Annotated in this window: 11 protein-coding genes and 1 pseudogene; 9 read left to right on the top strand and 3 right to left on the bottom strand. The window is 60.4% G+C overall.

The window, feature by feature from the left end:
* Positions 1 to 39: 39 nt before the first annotated feature.
* The 3 genes from NM1_RS15450 (at position 40) to NM1_RS42265 (ending at position 3,136) form a co-directional block, all read left to right on the top strand.
* Positions 40 to 1,188, top strand: a complete 1,149-nt coding sequence (locus NM1_RS15450; protein ID WP_169814267.1) for a DUF2306 domain-containing protein — start codon at positions 40 to 42, stop codon at positions 1,186 to 1,188.
* A 173-nt stretch (positions 1,189 to 1,361) separates the two neighbouring features.
* Complete coding sequence (locus NM1_RS15445) at positions 1,362 to 1,592, top strand: nuclear transport factor 2 family protein (protein WP_068020032.1); 231 nt, start codon at positions 1,362 to 1,364, stop codon at positions 1,590 to 1,592.
* A 425-nt stretch (positions 1,593 to 2,017) separates the two neighbouring features.
* Positions 2,018 to 3,136: a transglycosylase SLT domain-containing protein gene (locus NM1_RS42265; RefSeq protein WP_114699766.1), complete on the top strand. Its 1,119-nt coding sequence runs from the start codon at positions 2,018 to 2,020 to the stop codon at positions 3,134 to 3,136.
* 74 nt (positions 3,137 to 3,210) lie between these two features.
* On the opposite strand, the gene NM1_RS41130 is transcribed toward NM1_RS42265, so the two are convergent.
* The 3 genes from NM1_RS41130 to NM1_RS41125 all read right to left on the bottom strand — a co-directional run bounded on the left by NM1_RS41130 (position 3,211) and on the right by NM1_RS41125 (position 7,487).
* Positions 3,211 to 5,124, bottom strand: a complete 1,914-nt coding sequence (locus NM1_RS41130) for a type VII secretion target (protein ID WP_084519659.1) — start codon at positions 5,122 to 5,124, stop codon at positions 3,211 to 3,213.
* Between the two features lie 360 nt (positions 5,125 to 5,484).
* Positions 5,485 to 6,609, bottom strand: coding sequence for a CHAP domain-containing protein (locus NM1_RS15430; protein ID WP_169814266.1), 1,125 nt, complete (start codon positions 6,607 to 6,609; stop codon positions 5,485 to 5,487).
* 407 nt (positions 6,610 to 7,016) lie between these two features.
* Positions 7,017 to 7,487: a transposase gene (locus NM1_RS41125; protein WP_084519658.1), complete on the bottom strand. Its 471-nt coding sequence runs from the start codon at positions 7,485 to 7,487 to the stop codon at positions 7,017 to 7,019.
* Between NM1_RS41125 and NM1_RS41120 the strand changes: the two are divergent.
* From NM1_RS41120 to NM1_RS15400, 6 genes and pseudogenes are all read left to right on the top strand, one after another.
* Positions 7,447 to 7,991, top strand: a pseudogene (locus NM1_RS41120) (IS701 family transposase); the annotation flags it as partial. The gene NM1_RS41125 and the pseudogene NM1_RS41120 sit on opposite strands and share 41 nt — an antisense overlap.
* Positions 7,992 to 9,051: 1,060 nt before the next feature.
* Complete coding sequence (locus tag NM1_RS42260; RefSeq protein ID WP_147289100.1) at positions 9,052 to 10,755, top strand: hypothetical protein; 1,704 nt, start codon at positions 9,052 to 9,054, stop codon at positions 10,753 to 10,755.
* Between the two features lie 810 nt (positions 10,756 to 11,565).
* A complete protein-coding gene (locus tag NM1_RS41115) occupies positions 11,566 to 13,206 on the top strand; it encodes a hypothetical protein (protein ID WP_147289099.1) in 1,641 nt (546 codons plus the stop codon).
* Between the two features lie 227 nt (positions 13,207 to 13,433).
* Positions 13,434 to 14,546: a hypothetical protein gene (locus tag NM1_RS15410; RefSeq protein ID WP_068020015.1), complete on the top strand. Its 1,113-nt coding sequence runs from the start codon at positions 13,434 to 13,436 to the stop codon at positions 14,544 to 14,546.
* Between the two features lie 5 nt (positions 14,547 to 14,551).
* The gene (locus NM1_RS15405) at positions 14,552 to 15,808 is read left to right on the top strand and encodes a hypothetical protein (protein ID WP_147289098.1); all 1,257 of its coding nucleotides are present in this window, start codon (positions 14,552 to 14,554) and stop codon (positions 15,806 to 15,808) included.
* Positions 15,809 to 16,343: 535 nt separating this feature from the next.
* Positions 16,344 to 17,339, top strand: coding sequence for a GlxA family transcriptional regulator (locus NM1_RS15400; RefSeq protein ID WP_068020011.1), 996 nt, complete (start codon positions 16,344 to 16,346; stop codon positions 17,337 to 17,339).
* Positions 17,340 to 17,367: the final 28 nt, after the last annotated feature.

Below are 17,367 nucleotides of genomic sequence, written 5' to 3'. Positions count from 1 at the left end.
TCGCGCCCAGGCGAGTCTACGGCACGATTTGGGAAGGCCGTGAAGCTGGCGATATGGGTGATAATTTCACTCACGGCCGTTTCGTACGGCCTGGTTGCGATCGAATATATGTGGAAGGATTTTGTCCCGAGCTCTCCTCGGATTCAAGACTCGTTGTATTCCGCGGTCGTTTCAGCGGACTTCGCTTACGGACACGGTTCGGTCTCCGAGGTTGCCGGCGGAACCTTCTCAGCACAGCGAGAAGTGATGCTCCTGCATACAGTAGCCGGGGGGTTGGCGTTGATGCTGTGTGTCCCGCAATTCATGGGAAAATTTCGACGGAGGCGTCCGGCTCTGCACCGTCGGCTCGGGCAGTCGACGCTTGTATTGGTAGCGGTGAGCATGGTCTTCGGCGCCGTCAAACTGTGTACGTCACCGCCGGACATGAGTCTTACGGGCTCGCCGGGCAATACCGCCCAACTGTGGCTGCTGTGGGCGGCGACATCGGGATCCGCCGCCTTGGCTTACGTATCTGCCCGGAGGAAGGACTACCTTTCCCATCAAGCATGGATGATCTTGATGTTCTCCATGCTGTTGACCGCACCCCTTCTCCGTTTCTTCGAACTGATGTTCGGGCTTGTCTGGAATGACGTCCATATGGTCGAGGCTTTGTGGTGGGGCGCGGTGGTGCTGGCGGTAGCGTCCACCGGGGGAGCCGCGCTCGCTCAGCAAATTGTCCTGCCCGTCGGTGCCGAAGCACGACGTCTGTCGGAAAGACTCCCAGACCTCCGCATCGTCATGGTGCTGACCGGCGTGACGGGCCTCGGAGCTTCGTTCATCCTGGGCTTCAGAATTGTAAATATCCCTGGGTTCGACAGTCGGCTAATCCTTTGTCAGTTGTTGCCTGTTGCCGTCCTATCGATCGTTTTCGGCGTGATGTACGCGACGAAGCGGACCAGCTTGTCTGCGCATCGGTGGCAGAACGCCATCTATTTCTGTGCGATAGCCTTGGTGCCGACAGTGGTCAACGTCGCTATGACAGTAGTAGAGATTTCGGGTGTACCCTCGGCCGAGGCTTACTACATTTCCGCTATGGGCGCGGCTCCGCTGCCGATATTTGCCGGTCTGCTGTTCTTTGCAAAACAGCGCGCAGGCCGACATGAGTCGCGAAGCACCTCACGGCCGTCGACTCTCACGCTGACTCCCTGACGGTTGCGCAGGAGAACCGCGTCGTTGTTGCCACTTTTCGGTGGGCAATTGTGAGCGTGTATGTTTCGGATTCGCACGCAGCCCGGCTTCGGGTGCCAGGCAGCGGGTACATCGGTAGCCATTACCCGGCATGTAATCGACGCGCCTGGCACATATCCGCGACAGTCATCTCCATGGACAAGACCAACAAGCAACTCACTATCGACGTATTCCGAGCATTCGCGTCGGGAAACATCGACGTGCTCCGCACACTCCTGCATGAGAACTTCATCGAGCACAAGCCAGGCAACCCCAGCGGACGAGACCAATCTATCGAGTACATCGTCACCGCCCCGGTCGTCGGCGCGCGCCTGGACCTCGTGCGGGTCTTCGCCGTGACTACGTGGTCATGCATTACCGCGTGATGCCGAGGAATGATGAGCGCGAGCTCGCCGGGGGACATCTGGCGGCTCTCGGCCGGGCAGATCGTGGAACATTGTGATGCCTTCCAGCCCGTTCCGGAGGCCGATGAGATTCCGAGCGGGATGTTCTGAGGGATGGATGGTGAATAAACCCTGAAGATGGACGAGAAGAGCTTCGCTTCCGTGGCATTCGGGCGTTGACTGGAAGGTGCCGGAGCGGCAGGGTGCCGAGGGCAGTCGCTGGCTTCCGTCGGTACGCGCCGTCGGCGCCTCGATACCGAGCGGGTTCTGCATATAGCTGTGGCCCTCGGGCGCTGGCGATATTTCCGGCTCTCTGGAAGGCGACTGCGACTTGCATACCACCGATCTGTCCTCCGGGCTCCGCCCTCGGGAAGCGTACGTCCAACGAACCAGGCGGGCGGGTCACGATGGCTGAGCGGTGGTATCAGGTAAAACCGCTGCCGCATCCCGAGGGATCCTCGGAGGCGCTCGACGACTTCATCGATTGGGGCGGCCGGGTGATCGAGGCCATATTGAGCATTCTCGGCTCGGGCGACGCCACGCTTCCCGACTACACGCACGAATTGGAGGGAGATCGTCGTGTCGTTGAAATCGATGATCAGTCGAACTCGGTGACGGTCAACAACTACAAAGAATTGGCCGCCACCATCAGCGCGGCCGAAGAATCGATACGAGTGAGCGATCGAGGCGTGGACACCTCGGCTTTTGCGACCTCCGGGATAGCGGACAATGCTTTCGATGATGTCAAGAGCTATGCCAAAGAACTCAGAAGAGCGTTGGAGGATGCCCCTGCGCCGCTTCAGGATGAACCCACACCCGAGCGGCCGAACCCTCCGAAGTACCTGACGGCGAGTACCGAGATGAGGCTCATGTCGGCTGTCGCCGACGCCGTCGACAAGACCCACGACAGAGTGGCCGAGGCCCAGGCGGACATACAGCGGCAGGCCGAGGCAATCAGCAGGTCGACTCCGTCGGACACGGGAAACGGGCATTCTTCGGGCGGTGATGGTAGCAACTCTGTTGGAGGAATACCTGCCAATTACAGTAGTCCCGTCGCACTTCAACCCGTGGATGGTACGGGGGGATACGACAGCTCCTATACTCAACCGGTTGACAGCTTGGGTGGCAATGCCGAACACGATACTCTCAGTCACGCCGAGCTTGAGTACTATATTGGCAAGGCCCTTGATTCTTTGGGTATCACAGATCCGCGAGCGCGTGAACGCTGGACACAAGGCTATTTGACCCTGATCAAGCGCGAGTCCGGCGGTGATACTGGAGCAATAAATCTCTCCGATTCGAATGCGGCCGCTGGACATCCATCTCAAGGACTCACTCAGACCATTCCCAGCACTTTCGAGGCTTACCATGTGGCCGGAACCTCCAGGTCGATCACTGATCCGACCGCCAACATCGCGGCCAGCATGAACTACGTGATGAATCGGTATGAGGTGTCCCGGGATGGGTCGAACCTGGCTTCCAATGTGCAACAGGCCGACCCGTACCGGTCTCCTAAAGGCTACTGACCGTTCAGTACCGTGGCTTGCGGAAGCAAGATATAGAAGATGTCGTTGGAATTTTGACAGCCTGTCGATCAGATTTACCTTGCACCGTCCGACTGGTCCGGCGAAATGACGGATGACTCCGTTGCTCGGGGGAGTTTGGCTGCGGGAGCGGGGTCGGTCGGGGGCGTAGCGGTGACCGCTGAGGTGTGGGAGGGATCAGCGATTCGAGGCCTGTCCGCATAGCCCGTATGTGGCGCCGCCGATACCGCGGCTCGCGGCATGCCGAACAGTGGATGCTTCACAATCTGCTCATGCGCGTAGATCGAATCACGCAATCGCTGTGTTGTCGGTTGCTCCGCCAGTAGCAGAACCAGCTCGTTACATCGACGCTCGAACATCGCCCCGCGCAATGCCGAGCTGTCGTCCGTCTGCGACGCGCCGACAGCTACTTGGCTCCGACCGATTCCGCCCGAGGTTATGCGGGCTGCCAACTGATTATCGGCTTTCCGCAGCTCCTCCCACCAGTGCGGCAGCACCTCGAAATCCGCCTGGATGGTCGCCAGGATTCGGTCCCGCAACCCCGGCAGGTCGTCGGCTTGCTCTGGCCTCGAGTCAGACCGGCCGACGCGCATATGCGCGTCCAATGCCAGCTCGACACATTGCGATCGGATCTGTGCGTTGGTGACGGCAGTCAGCCGCTCGGAGGCGTCCGCGGAACCGATCAAGCCGAGCCGATCCACGGTCTCGGGACCGGGCACGCGCAGGTCGACTCCGGACGACGGCTGGACGGAGCCTTCCATCGCCACGTCGCCGAGCTGCGCACGCAATGCGGGATCGATCGGCCCCGACGAAACCAATGCCGACAGCTGGGCACCGCTGGCTGCCCGCCTCAGCCCGAATTCCGCGAGTATTCGTGCCGGATCGGCGATTGCCTCCCACGAAGAGCCTGCACCGTCCGGGCCCAGGTCGATGGTCTCGGCCCAGACCCATGGCGTCGACACCTCTTGCGGCAGGAACAATCCGGCAGGCAGCCAGCCTCGCCCCTCGTTCGAGGTGATGAACAGGCGAGGGCCGGTGGCATCTCGCATCACCGATACCGCCCAGGACGGTCCCGGCGTGGACGAGCCGACGGCGGCCAGGACGCCGCTCAGGAGCGTACGAGCGGCTATCAAGTCCTCGTTGACCAGTTCTCCCGTTTCCTGGGCGTCGTCCATGGCCTTGTCGTTCGCGGCTGCGACTGCCGCGGCAAACGGGGTGGAGGCCGCTGCCGGCAGCGGCTGGGCCCGACCGATCCGTTCGGAACCGCTCCCCGCACCGGGACGATCTCCTGTCAGCCCGTTCGCCGGAACGGCTGGGCCCGGCGCGACGGGCGTCGACCAAGGCGTGGAACCCACGGCGACCGGAGGCGGTGGCGTCTCTGCGGCAGCCGCGGAGCTGGCTGCGTTTGCGTCGTCGTCCGGAGTCTCCGGAGTCGACAGTCCGGTGGTCAGGTTGGGGACAGGAGCTTCTGCGTCGCCCGGGGCGGGTGCGTCGACACCTTCGAGCGACGACGAACCTGGCGGGGCAGTCGAACCATTCAGTGCGGGCGCTGCGCTATCGCCATCCGGTGCAACGGCACTCGACTGCGGGCTCGGGGGTATGTCGTCGACAGGAGATTGCAGTCCAGGAGTCCGAAAACCCCGCTCGAATCCCTCGGAGGCGCGGAGAATATTCGAACCGCCGTCACTGTCAGCCAGTTCGTACGCGTCGGCGGCATCGCGCAAAGCGTTCGAGGTTTCGACGTGCTTGTCGGCAAGCGCGTTGCCCACTCTCTGCCTAGCCTTGTAGTAGTTCTCCAAGGACTTATGCACAGGATCGGCGATCCGGCCATATTGATCAGGGAAGGTTCTCAGCCACTCCGAAGGCGGTTCAACCCACTTTCGAATGTTGTCGGCCGCACGTTTGTGGTGTTCTGCCTGGTCGCGTAGCACGGCGGGATCGATATTGATTCTGTCTCGTCCGTCGGGCATCCTCGATCACTCCCTGTCCGGCGTCGGCAGCCGACCTGCGGAGCCGGGTGTGTGCGATGTCATTCGAGATACGCCCCGTGGTGATATAGACGTGGTCAAGGGGCTGTGAGAGAGGCCGACTGAGATCACTTCCATCATCACCAGAGCTCCCTCTTTCATCTTGACCGTGAAATCAATCTCCGTGTCATCGGCCGATCCAGTCCAGCTGCTCTAACGCATCCCGTGTTGGAAGCGAGAAGCCAGATTCTCGGCTATTCAACCTCTTGTGAGGTGCGGAGAAGAAGGCGGTCCGCTGGATCTTCAGATATCCTTCAGTATCGCGATGCCAGTTCCGGTGTGCAGGACCGATGAAATTAGTCTCTAGACAGCTACGTATTGTGCTGGGGAGCTTGTTGATGGTTGCTTTACCACACCGACTATATCCGCATTATTTCTGGTGTAGGGTTTGCTTTCCACCGCGTTGTTAGGCGTGTTCCCTTCGATTGTGGTTATCGAGTCCTTGGTGACGGATTCCACTATTCCGATATGATCCGGTTCACCGTCGCCATTCCAATCGAAGATTATCATATCGCCGCGGCTGGCATTCGAAACGCCGGGTGACCACCAACCGTTCACTTTCGCGTCAGACAGGATATCCGGTACGTAGTTCTTATTGGTCCAGTTTACTCGATATCCGGCCTTCTCCCACACCCAGGTGGCGAAAGATGCACACCAAGGGGCGTTGATATTGTATGGCCGGTCGACAACATTGTTTCCATACTCTTCGCGGACCCCCATATCCAGCTCGTTCTGGGCGATTCCGACGATCAAATCCGAGATGGCACCGTTCTCCATCGGCAACGAGCCGGCTGGGCTCACGAGACTCCACGTACCTGCTGAGGAGGAGCCACTATCACCAGCCATGCTCTGGATTAAGGGGAGCGATCTGTCGATACCGTCAGCCTGGGCCTGGACTTGGGTCGATGCGGCATCTACCGCGTCGTACACATCGTCGACCGTCCGCAGAACGAACGACAGCGCACGTCCTTCCTCTGCAGCCGTCAGTGGCAGATAGTTTCCCTCCTGGTCCATTCTTTGATTGATCTGACGAAGATCATTGTCGAGCTTGCCGACCCGGTCCCTGATCGACATATAGGTTTCGTTCGCGAGATTGAAAGTCTCGAACACGGAGTCATCAACGCGCCGATTCTGCCGCTGCATTTCCGCCGACTTCGCCCTGATCTGGCTTCGGTGCGATGCGTAGTTCTCGGCCATCACGGACTCACCCGGCGGCTCATCCAGCCCCTCATCGCTGAGCAAATCCTGCTCGTCCAGCCAACCCACGAGATCCGGTTGCTGCTCACCGTCCCCGGACGCGAACAGGAGAATCGACGCCGCAATGGCTTTCTGTGCCGCGTGGATCGTGCTGGTGAGACCGGCGCTGGGGGCCTGGGGTATATATAAGCTATCGAGGAAGCCGATCAGCTGATCGCGAGTAGCGGTCACACTCATCCCCTCTATCTACGCGCATCGGGTCCCGTGCTTCAGGAGCTTCACGACCACCATGGCCAACCTCTATCCTGAAGAATGGGCTATCTGTGGAATCGGAGGCTGTGTCCGATTTCGATACGGCGATGCCGTTGGGAGATTAAATCTCTCGGAGCGTTCGCTGTGCATCCTCGTGCTCATCTACCCTTTGAGGGACAACGCTGGATTGTGTACCCAGCCGATAGGACTATTAAGTCTTTGTACAAAGAAATACGCAAGTGTTGGGCCGGCATCTTCAGAATTCCCTCAGAATTTCGCAGCTATCGTGACGAAGTTCTGAAGATAGCCCCTTGCCACTCGCCTGGCTATCGCGATTCGGGTTGGATTGGATCCAGGATATTTGGATGTTTGACGCTAGTGCTCCGTCAGGCAACGTACGGTAGGTAATCCGGCAGTCGGATCTTCGAGTTGACGGCGAATTCGCGTTTGGGTTCGGCGTGCTGGTTGCGCCAGCGGATGTAGGCGCCGATCGCGTCGTCCTGTTCGTCGTGGCTGCGGTGGTCGGTGCCGTTGAGCGCGAAGTACCGCGGCGCGGCGAACTCGGACTCGATCCAGTTCAACCAGCTCGAGTAGGTCGGCAGGAACACCAGTTCCACGTCATTGAGCGCGCACCGGTCGCGGACCTCGACCCGCTTGTGCGAGGAGAAGTTGTCGACGATGACGTATAGCTTCTCGCCTGGCCGACGTTGCCGTAGTGATTGGAGGAAGGATCTAGACTCCCTCCAGCGCCTGCGGTCTCGGATGCGGTAGTAGTGCTCACCGGTGGCCAGGTCAAGAGCGCCGAAGGGTTTCGTGCTGGTTGATGAGGATCTAGCTGCGTGGTCGGCTGGGCTCAAGGAGTTATTCGCGCGGGCTGCGGGGTGGTTTCAGCGGTGGAGCCGCGGTTGCGGGCGCAGGCGTATGTGCGGGGCTTGCTGGCTCCGCTGGCGGGAAAACGGCTGGATCTTGGCTGAGGCCGCGGACGATCTGATGCCGAATGGGATGCAGCGGCTGCTGAACACGGTGGCGTGGGGCGTCGACGGAGTCCACGATGAGGCGCGCGCGCATGCCGAGCATCTTGGCGATGCGGATGGTGCGCTGGTTGTCGACGAGACCGGGTTCCTGAAGAAGGGAACGAAATCGGCTGGGGTTGCAGCGGTAGTACTTGGGGACCGCGGGCCGGGTGGAGAACTGTCAGCTCTGCGTGTTCCGTGCGTACACGACCGTGAAGGGGCGCACGCTGATCGACCGGGGAGTTGTATCGGCCCAAGTCGTGGACCGCCGATCGGGACCGTTGCCGGGAGGCCGGGGTGCCCGACGCGGTCGAGTTCGCCACGAAACAGGTTCTGGCACAACAGATGCATGGCTCATGCGCTGGATGCTGCATTGCACGGACCAGGCGCACCAGGGTGTCCCGACTAGCCGACAGTCCCAGTCGGCGCGCCAGCCTCGCTCCGGCGCGGCCAGCCACGATCACCGACTCGCCCTCGTTGCGGACATCGCCGATAACGACAGCATCCAAGTGCGGCAACAACTTTCGCACAAGATCACCAACGCACGTCCGGAATAGCTACCAGCAGGAGCGTCCAATCGCAAAATCTCGACCAGCGACGTCACGCTTTGTGCGCCAGAATGCTTTCTCCTGGCAGCCGACAGGGTGCAGACCCCGGCAGTGGATCGAACACCGTATTTTGTAGTGGCCTGAAGGAATTCTGAAGATCGGTGCGAATTCTTGCCATCTAGTATCGAACCAAGCTGTACTCGGTCGAGAGGCAATCGGCTTGGTCATGGTTGTCTGGTCTGTCATTCGATTAAGAAATCGGTGTCCGATGAGTCAGCTTATTCTCTCGGCTGAGCGCGTGCTCGGTCCATCGGTGTCCGGGTGGGCCGAAGCTGGTGATGGTCGCGGCGCACCGGCATGTATATGCCCGCAGTGCGGAGTCCTGGTTCGTGCGTGGAAGGTCCTCGTCGATGAGTGTGCTCGGTAACCCTTCCTTTCCGCCCGATAGCTCGGATGAGGAGACGACGGACGATAATCCGCTGTTTCAGCCTAGTGAGCCAACTGGCGATAATCCGCTGTTTCAGCCTCGTGAGCCAACTGGCGATAATCCGTTGTATCAGCCTCGTGAGCCCTCTGGCGACGACCCGTTGTATCAGTCCCAAAGCGACGCTGGGACCGGAGGGGGTGGGGAGGGTGAGTCCGGTGGTGGTTCGTCTGGGGATGGGGGGAATTATGTAGATCCTGCTTCAGTGTGGTCGGACGTCGGTCCGAAGGGGTCGGAGGGTGAGTCCGGTGGTGGTTCGTCTGGTGGGGAGGGTGAGTCCGGTGGTGGTTCGTCAGGGAATGGGGGGAATTATGTAGATCCTGCTTCAGGATGGTCGGACGTCGGCCCTAGAGGGTCAGGCAGCGGTCACGACTTTGTGACCGAGCTACCTAACGGATCCTTCCGGGTCCACTATCCTTGGTTGGGTGGTGCTTCAGATGGTGTGAATGCATTGGTAGATGTGGTCGAGCAATGGGGAGAGAACTGCCTCGGCCTGATAGGCATCAAGGATTCATATCGGATAACCGAAGACCTCAGAGACCTTGAGTACTTTTTGAAAAAGAGAGATCTGCCTCACCCCGAGGACGTTGGGGTATCGGAAGCTCTCGAAAGATACAGGGACAACGCCGACTTACTGACCAGGATAGAATCCAATCTGGAATACAGAGATACGGGTGTGGAGCACATATCCACCGAGGACCTTCCGAAGAAGCTTCGGTCAGCCAGGCGTCGCGTGGAGAATACTCTGAATGACCTAGGCGAGACTCTCGAGGTGGCGGCTGACGAAGGGCTGGGTAAAATAGGTGATGGAGAATTCAATAGGATGACACCTAAAAGAGAAGGCGAGATCCTGGGCTCGCTTTTTCATGCTGTCGATGAGATAGCGATCGAGATTCGTAAGGCTTCCGAAGATGCCAAAGAAGCCGCTCTAGGTATCAATAGACAATCTCCTGGGGGCAATGATGGCGATGATTCGGATACGGGGGATGATTCACCCACAGATCCTGTGACGGCTGCGGAAAAGGCTGCGGCGGCGGCCGAGGAGGCGGCCGTAGCTGCGGAGGAAGCTGCTGCGGCTGCGGAAGAGGCCTTGGCGGCCGCAAGTGAAGCCTCGACAACACCCCCGGAGGAGGTCGTGGCGGCAGCTGCAGAACAAGCGGCGGCCTCAGCCGCGCAGAAGGCCGTGGCTGCGATCCTGGAGGCGCAACAGCCCGAAGGTCAAGGGTCTTCGGCATCGGGTACTGGCGAAGGCAGCGCCGGAGATGACAGCAGCAATGCCGATGGTTCGGGCGCAGATGAGGAATCGTCCTCATCAGGTTCCGAGCCGGACCAGGACGACGAAGGCGATGCCGACATGCCTTCCGGGACGCCCGTGCCGCAGGGCGGGACCGGCGGTGGACTGGAGATGGTGCCCATGTTGGCGATGACGGCGCTGTCGGCATTGGTCTCGGCGATACAACCCGTGCTTGCCGACCTCATGAACCCCACGGACCAACAGAACAACGATGCCGACCCGACTGCGAAGGAAACGCCCCCACCCGAACCATCCCCGCAGCCCGTCCCACCTCCGGATGCACCGCCGCCAGCGGATGCGGCCGCGGCCGGACAGCCGGAAAGTCCGCCACCTTCGGCAGCGATGTCGTGGGGGACCGTGGATATGAAGTTGCCGGATGGCTCGACGCAAAAAGTGTCACCGGCTGTATCGGAAGCAGTGAACAAAGAGCTGAACAATCCGAACGGCAGTGATGCGCGCGCGGCGTATACAGGCACGTCAGCAGGCCCATGGACAGCAGTGGACACCGCGAATGTGCGAACCGGCGATGTCTTCCAGTGGGCGGAGATCAACAACTCGAATGGGCAGGATGACACCACCGTACAGACCGACCATACGGCGCTGGTCGTCGACACCAACGCTGGCCGGCAGATAGTCGTGAACGGTCGATTCGTCCCGTTGGACACGAACAACCCACCGATCGAGGGCGAGGGCTGGCGTAGCGAGTTTCGGGGGTTCTTCCGCCCGAGCGGCGCGGGTATCGAGGTGGACGGTGGACCGGTGCCCGCAGCAGCAGCGGCAGTGTAGTCCGGATTGACCACGGGATGAACTGCTCAGGCAGGCGCTATTCGGGTTGGCTGGCTGATGATGCTTGGGGACGTTTTGTGAGGGAGTTCTGAAGATCGCATCTGGATGCTTTCGTCTGGCGATGGAGAGACGTTAGATGAAGAGTAGGAACTTAATCTGCCCGAAGTCCTGAAGGTCCACGTTAGGTCAACGCGACTCAATTGGAGGTCGAGATGGCGGGCAATGGTTGGTCGAATAGCGCTGGCTGCCGGATTTCTGAAGGGCTGGACTGATGGGTATCCTTGGTGGGATTGCTGATTTTTCGACTATTGCGGCTCCGGTGATTGGGGGAGCGCTGGGGAGCGCGTTGCTTCCTGGCGTGGGTACTGCTGCTGGTGCCTACATCGGCGGTGCTATTGGTGGCGCCGGCGCAACAATATTCAATGGTGCGACTGACGGAAATCTTCACGGCGTAAATGAGTACATTGCGGCGGGCGTGGCGGGCGCTGCGCTCGGGGCCGGTGGAGGATGGGGTGCTAGCATTCTTGGGCGCAAATTGGGGTCCGCTGGCTTAAGAAGTGCTCTAAAGTATTCGGGAAAGTTTCCTCGTAAGAATTCCGGCGGCGGGCTTCCAGTTTCGGTGAAACGGGAGAACCTGGTTAAAGCGGGTATTCTCCGGGGGGGTGGCAGTGGTGGGGCGGTATTTGGGGCCAACGCACTATGGGGTTCATACACAAACCGGCAGCCGGAGAGTTCGGCAAATGTGAAAAATTCTCGTCCTCCGGAGGTTCCTCTGGTTGCTGTGAACCCAACCAGTTGATAGGTTAGGAAATGGCACCGCAGTGGCCGGAAGGCGAGTTGCCTCGAGTATATATGCCAGATCCTGATCATCCGGATGTGAAGTTGCATCGGGTTGTGGTGACCTACTATGAAGGATCGCAGGGGTTTGCGGTGTTCTTGCGTGATTGGTTCCGTACACTGGCTCGAAAATCGGCCCCACCACCGCCCGAACTTCCGGAGGTTGACACCAGTGTGCCGCAGAAAGACGTAGGTATCCCCAGCTACACTGCCCTCGCGGACAAGCTTGATGTAGCTTGGCGTGACATTCATGAGTCCCATACTCCGGTGCCCGATAAGGTTCGTAACTCGCTTCGTAATTCGGATAATGCGAAAACCTGGGTGGAGGCGGTCATCGAAAACCATAACTCGCTGGTTGGTGAATGGCCCAAACCGGGTATCGGAATTAATGAGCATTGCCTGAACTTGATCTACGAGGCTGTGACAGAGGCCGATAGGGAAATGCCAGGATACGAGGACAAGCAGCAGGAGGAAGCAAATGAGATCGACCGCCTGACAACGCAGTTGGAGAACAGGACACTCGAGCTCGAGAAGGTGACGCAACAGCTGAAGGAGACGAGACAGCAGCTGGAGGAGGTATCCAGTGGTGACGGTGGGGCTGAGAAACCCTCTTGGGATCCGGAAGATCTCGGGGACTGGCCCGTGCAGGACGGCCTGGGCGCATCAGGTGGGTCGGCGATATCGGATGACTGGGCGATGGACGATGAACTGAGTTCACTGGACGAGAATTCAGGTTCTACGGACGAGACAATCGGCGAGCAAGACCCTGGCGGTCTCGGGTTGGTGCCGGACGAATTCGAGGCCGATCCGTCGGAACCGACAATGCCATCCAGTCAAGGGATGGGTTCTGCCTTTGACTCGACGGCGGGGTTGATGAATTCGCTGTGGCCCGCGATCGCAGGGATGAACAACCCCATGATGAGGCAGCCTTACGAGCAGTACCCGCCGCGCCCTCCGGAAGGAGTCGAACCGCGGGAGACCATTGTCGCACCGCCGGCTGTTGCACCTCCTCCTCCGGCGCCGGCGGCCGCGCCGCCGAACCCAGCCGCTCCGGTACCCCCTCCGAGTCAACCGGCTGTTGCATCCAGCGGGGCGCCGGCGCAGCCTGCCGGCAATGGTATGCCGCCGCGGACACCCGGCACTGACGGGGCGATCGACTACACGTTCCCGGACGGAGAAGTGCAGAAGGTCCCCGCTGTGGTCGCGCAGGCCCTGGACTCGGCGTTCAGCAACGCGAGTGGTACAGATGCGCAGGCCGCATATGCGCAGACACCGGCCAAGTGGTCGGACAAGAAGCAGATCGGCGACCGAGTTGGTCCGTCCGAACTGAAGACCGGTGACGTGGCGGACTGGAAGAACAGAACGGCTCTGCTCAGGGTCCTGGGTCCCGATGGCGGTGACAGGGTGGAGGCTATCGTAGAGGGCCAACTGCAGCACCTTGTGGCTGAGCAGATCGACGAGATCACCGACAGCGGAGGCGAATTCGGACCCTTTGCCGGCTTTGTCCACCCGCGCGGTCTCGAAACCGCAGCCGCCGAATCGGATTCGGGTGTCCCCGCCACGGTACCTCCCAGCGACGAGCCCGCCGGCCCTGCCGCGCCGGTCGAGATCTGAAGCAGCGGGCGGCCATGGTGGCATCGGTGCGACGTCTGCGGCGAGGTTTCGCCGCGTCGTCGGCTCAGCGACTGGGAGGCAGCCGGACGCGGGCGCAGGCGTCGGCAGCACGGCGGTGCTCGCCGGGGTGGAATCCCGAAGAGTTCTGGGATCCGGAACGGTGGAAGCCTGGAACTCTGGTACGGCGAGGCATCAGGTGGGTCAATGCCGGTCGCCGACGACGTCGGGTGGTCTGGACTCTGATCGCCGTTGCCGCGTTCCTGGCGATACCGGGCATCTTCGATGGAATGGCACTCGGTCAGACCGGGGATGCTGGCGGTAACGGTATCGGCGTTCTCGATTTCATGGACATCCGGGATTCCGACGGCGTGCGAGCAACGAGCTACCAGTTCTCGACGGATGAGGGAAGTCTCTTCGAGCCGGGTAACACCATGAGATCTGCCCTGATCCATATCGAGCTCCAGATCTGGCTATTCCTGCAGATACCCGCTTGCGAATTCGTCGGATTTGCGGCGGGGTATGAATGGCTGGATCCATTTCACCGTGCCATGATCGGTGTTGCGGAGGGGATAACCAGGCAGGTGGCAACGCCGTTGGTCCTTATCACCGCGGCCGCAATAGGTTCGCTTATCGTCGCATTGTTCATTGCCCGGGGATTCTATTCCCGGGCTACGACGCAGATATGTTTCATGCTGCTGGTGGCGGTGCTGAGCCCGGTGTTTCTTGCGGAGCCGCTGGCGGAGGTGCTGTCTCCCGACGGCCTCTTGGCCCAGGGGCGCGATCTAGGGATTTCGGTCGCGGCGGGGCTCAATGGCAACGCGAACCCGAATCCTGCAGATCAGGTGGAGGTCATGCAGGCCGGGTTGGTCGACAATTTGGTGCGCCACCCATTGCAGACCTGGAATTTCGGCCACGTGGTCGATCGGTCGCCGGTCTGTCGCGAGGCATGGTCGGCGGCAGTCGTCGTGGGCGACGGTTCCGATATCAGGGAAGCCATGCGTGACTGCGGCGATTCGGCTGCCCATGCGAGGGCCTCCGAACCATCGTGGGGCCAAGTTGGATCCGGCTTGGTGATCATACTACTGTCCCCTCTTGCCTCATTGGTACTGGTGATCCTCTCTTTCATGATTGTCAGAGACGGCTGCTATGCGATCTACCACGGATTCATGATGATCTTCGGTTTTGCCGCAGGCGGGTTCATTTACGGACCAACGCAAAACTTCCTGATCAGGAATGTCGTGGATGCGTTTGTGGCCGCCGGTAGAATGTCGGCATTCACCATATTTCTCGGTGTGTATACGCTTTTTCTCAACAATCTGTTTCTGCAGGCGGGTGGCTAGCGTACATGATGCAGATCCTGTTTCTTTCCGCAATCTTCAATGTCGTCGCGATCGTCCAGGTTCGCCACCTGAGCCGGGCAATGCACGGTGGTGGTGACTGGATCGCCAACCGGCTCGGGCTCACAGCTCAGGGCTCCTCCGGAACCGGTGGTGGAGGTGGAGGTGGAGGTGCTCGCGCCTTGGGAATGGGTACGGTCGGTGCTTCGAACTCGATGCCGACCCATATACTCGCCGGATTTGCTGCGGCGAGCACGATCAGCGGCTCGCCCATTACCGGATGGCTGGCAGGAGGAGTGCCGAATGCTGGGCAGCCGCAGGCATGGTTGGGAAGGCGGATGAAGAAAAAGCAGGCAAAAATTACGGACGGACAGGAGGGGCCCTGGTCCATAATCGGCGGGGAAAGGGGCATTTATACGCAGTCGATGTTGAAGTACAAGGAGTTTGGGGAGGCAATGCGTCGCGGGGCGGGTCGACATGGTGTCGACAGCTATATGGGGGCGGCCCTGGGAATGGACCTTGTGAAAGTTTCCGGTGGGTTGCGCGGAGACATGATGGGCGCGTTCATGGGAGCAGGTGGTAGAGATGAAGAACTCCACAGCGTTATGAAGAATTCTTGGGGAAAGGTCGAGGAGAGTGCAGAGAATAACATGTTCAAAGACGGCGACCTCGCTCACGTTGTCTCGGCGGTCAGGCATGCTGAACGGTCGTCACTGGATTTGGTGGAGGGGAGCGGTAACGCCGCGGTAGCAGCTGCAGATATCGCGACCCTGAACGCAAAGGTTTTCAGGTATCGCGAGGGTAAGAGCCGGAGTAGCCTGCGGTTGAGCGCTAACGAAGAGAATGTGGCCAAAGCGTATCTGAACGACCCTACTCTGGACCAGGTCAAGGCATTGCAGGCGGTGATTGATAAGAAGATGGATTCGGATCTGGGTGGTCAGTGGGGGACGCGGGCCAGGTACTTGATCGGCAAGGGCATCGATGACGTCGGTGCCCGGCGTGTGCTTCGGTACATCGGGGACCGCCAATCCCTTGAAGTCATGAAAGCAACTGAGAAGCTGGTCGCGGACCCTACGAATATTCACAATATGCGAGCCGTCAGAGCGGCAGCGGCTGCCGCTCAGGAGACGGATCGCTTCACATCCGGGGTCGGTGCGTCGCAAGGGAGCGAGCTGACGCCGCCGTCGCCGGCAGATCCGAAGGCAAAATGGGTGGCGAAGTACAGGAAAGGTATGTTGCCGGCAGCGAGAGAACTGCGTCGTTAGTCTCGGGAACTCGTCAGAATTGGGCCGGTGTGTCGGATTTGGCGCAGTGCAGACGGAGCCCGGCATGTTCGGGTGGTCGCGTCGGGCCCGTTGTGGGCACGCGGCGGCCGAGCCGCTGAAGCAGTGTCGCGTCGGTTCTGGACGTGTTGACGCGCGGGTCAGCGGGCATGGGCGTCGGCCGGGCGGGCCCTGCTCGTATCGCTGATCAATAGCCCCGCACTCAGGGCCGGAGGCGGGCACTCCTCCGCGTGTCACAATCCGGCCGGCTGACTCGTCTAGGTAGTGGGGAATCGCAGCGATACCGGAGAGGAGCTCACGATGGGTGGCCTTGGTGGCTGGGCAGGCAGCCTTGGCATCCCCTCCGTCCTGTCGAACTCGCATCATCGTGTGACGGTGCATGCCGGGATCGCTGGCACGGACGTGCAGAGATCTGTTACCGCTGACGAAGAACCGCTTTATCAATCCGGGTTCCCCACAACGATGCTAAGGATTTCTTCAGAGTGACCGTATCCCTTCGTTCAGTACAGTTTGCGGCATGGACGTTGCAGTCTTCGTAACGGACAACGTTGCCGATTTCGGTCTGACTGCCGTGCTGGCAGCCTTCGCGACGGCCAACGCGCTACGGGGTGAGCTGGACAGTCCTCCGGATGGGTGGCGGATACATCCGGTTTCGCTCGGCAGCAGCGTCCAGAGCTCACTCGGACTTGTTGTGCCGACCACGCCATTCTCCGATTTGCCGTCGGATGTCGGTCTGATGATCGTGCCTGCGGTGTTGGGTCTCGATGGCCGTGAACTGATCGAACTGGCGACCTCCCGTGCCAATCGGCCGGTCCTGGAACGAATTTCATCCGCGCATACCGACGGTGTGCACCTGGCCTCGGCATGCACCGGGACCTTCTTTCTGGCCGAAGCCGGGGTGCTCGACGGTGGCAAGGCGACGATCAGCTGGTGGCTCGGACCGACATTCCGACGCAGGTACCCGCGGATCGATCTGGACGACAGTCGCCTGCTGTGCCGTTCCGGCAGCATTGTCACTGCCGCTGCTTCGCTGGCTCATCTCGATTTGGCACTGATGCTCATTGCGGCCCAGAGTCCAGCGCTCGCTGCCCTGGTGTCCCGCTACTTTCTCGATGGTGGGCGCAGAACCCAGACGGAGTTCGTTGTGCCGGAGGTGATTTCGCGGGGTGATTCGTTGGTCGCGGAGTTCGAACGCTGGGTTCGGGACCACATTGCCGAGCCCTTCAATCTCACCAAAGCCGCACGGTCGCTGGGAGTTACGGTGCGGAGCCTGCAGCGGGCGACGCAATCCGAGATCGGCATGGCGCCGAGAGACCTCGTCAACGAGATCCGGCTCGAACGGGCCACTCAGCTGCTGCACTCCACCTCGCTCACCGTCGATTCGGTCGCGGCCAAGGTCGGGTATCTGCACGCCAGCACGTTGCGCTCGCTGTTTCGTCGTCGCCGCGGCCGCAGTATCGCCGAGGTGAGGGCCACACCGTTGGTTTGGGAGTCGGAGCTTGCTCAACGATAGGTTCTCGACGGTACTGAGTGATCGACAT

Origin of the sequence: Nocardia mexicana NBRC 108244, from assembly GCF_001613165.1 — a bacterium.
Lineage (GTDB): Bacteria > Actinomycetota > Actinomycetes > Mycobacteriales > Mycobacteriaceae > Nocardia > Nocardia mexicana.
Note: the sequence above shows the minus strand (reverse complement) of the source record. Positions and strands in the feature narration are given on the sequence as shown.

Coding starts and splice junctions, on each gene's coding strand:
- NM1_RS15405 (WP_147289098.1), top strand. CDS start 14,552: ATGATGCAGATCCTGTTTCTTTCCGCAATCTTCAATGTCGTCGCGATC.
- NM1_RS41115 (WP_147289099.1), top strand. CDS start 11,566: ATGGCACCGCAGTGGCCGGAAGGCGAGTTGCCTCGAGTATATATGCCA.
- NM1_RS42265 (WP_114699766.1), top strand. CDS start 2,018: ATGGCTGAGCGGTGGTATCAGGTAAAACCGCTGCCGCATCCCGAGGGA.
- NM1_RS15400 (WP_068020011.1), top strand. CDS start 16,344: ATGGACGTTGCAGTCTTCGTAACGGACAACGTTGCCGATTTCGGTCTG.
- NM1_RS15445 (WP_068020032.1), top strand. CDS start 1,362: ATGGACAAGACCAACAAGCAACTCACTATCGACGTATTCCGAGCATTC.
- NM1_RS41130 (WP_084519659.1), bottom strand. CDS start 5,124: ATGCCCGACGGACGAGACAGAATCAATATCGATCCCGCCGTGCTACGC.